General features: G+C 61.5%; 1 protein-coding gene. It reads left to right on the forward strand.

Features of this window, described 5'->3' with window-relative positions:
- The first annotated feature begins 209 nt into the window (after window positions 1-209).
- On the forward strand, window positions 210-548 hold the full coding sequence (locus HPC46_RS34605) for an ArsR/SmtB family transcription factor (protein ID WP_407665609.1): 339 nt from the start codon (window positions 210-212) through the stop codon (window positions 546-548).
- The last annotated feature ends 125 nt before the right edge of the window (window positions 549-673 follow it).

The following is a 673-nucleotide window of genomic DNA, read 5'->3' on the forward strand; positions in this document are numbered from 1 at the left end:
GACAGGATCGATAGGTTCATTACCAGCCACCGCCCGAGCCTGAGGGCAGAAGTGTCACCACCAACACCACCCAAACTGTCACCGATGTCCTGATACAGAACTGTCACCGATGTCCTGAGAGATGACACCATCCCCCGCAAGGGGCCCACTACCCGCGCCACCCACGGGGACTCTTGCAATAGGCAGGTAAATGCCTGCATTATGGTTACGTGGAAGCGGACGCGGTCTTCAAGGCGCTGGCCGATCCCGGCCGGCGTCGCTTGCTCGACATGCTTCACGAGCGGGCCGGACTGACACTGGGCGAACTGTGCGAGGGGCTCGACATGCGCCGGCAGTCGGTGAGCCAGCACCTCGAGATCCTCGAGGCCGCCAATCTGGTCACCTCGATACGTGACGGCCGCCGCAAGCTCCACTACCTGAATGCAGTTCCGATTCACCAGCTCCAGACCCGCTGGATCTGGAAATTCGAGGAGCCGCGCCTGGCGGCCCTTGCGGCGATCAAGCAGCACGCGGAGGAAAGCGCCATGTCTGAGACCATTCCCGACTGAGCAATGATCAGAACCTGTGGATGACCCTCGGTGGGGCGGCATGAAAGTGGGCGCACCTTCCCGGGGATGATCTGAAGTCCAAGGTTCTCTGATCAAGACCGGCGTTGACGCGCTGGTTGGGAAGG

Source organism: Mycolicibacterium vinylchloridicum (genome assembly GCF_013404075.1).
In the GTDB taxonomy this organism is placed as follows: Bacteria; Actinomycetota; Actinomycetes; order Mycobacteriales; family Mycobacteriaceae; genus Mycobacterium; species Mycobacterium vinylchloridicum.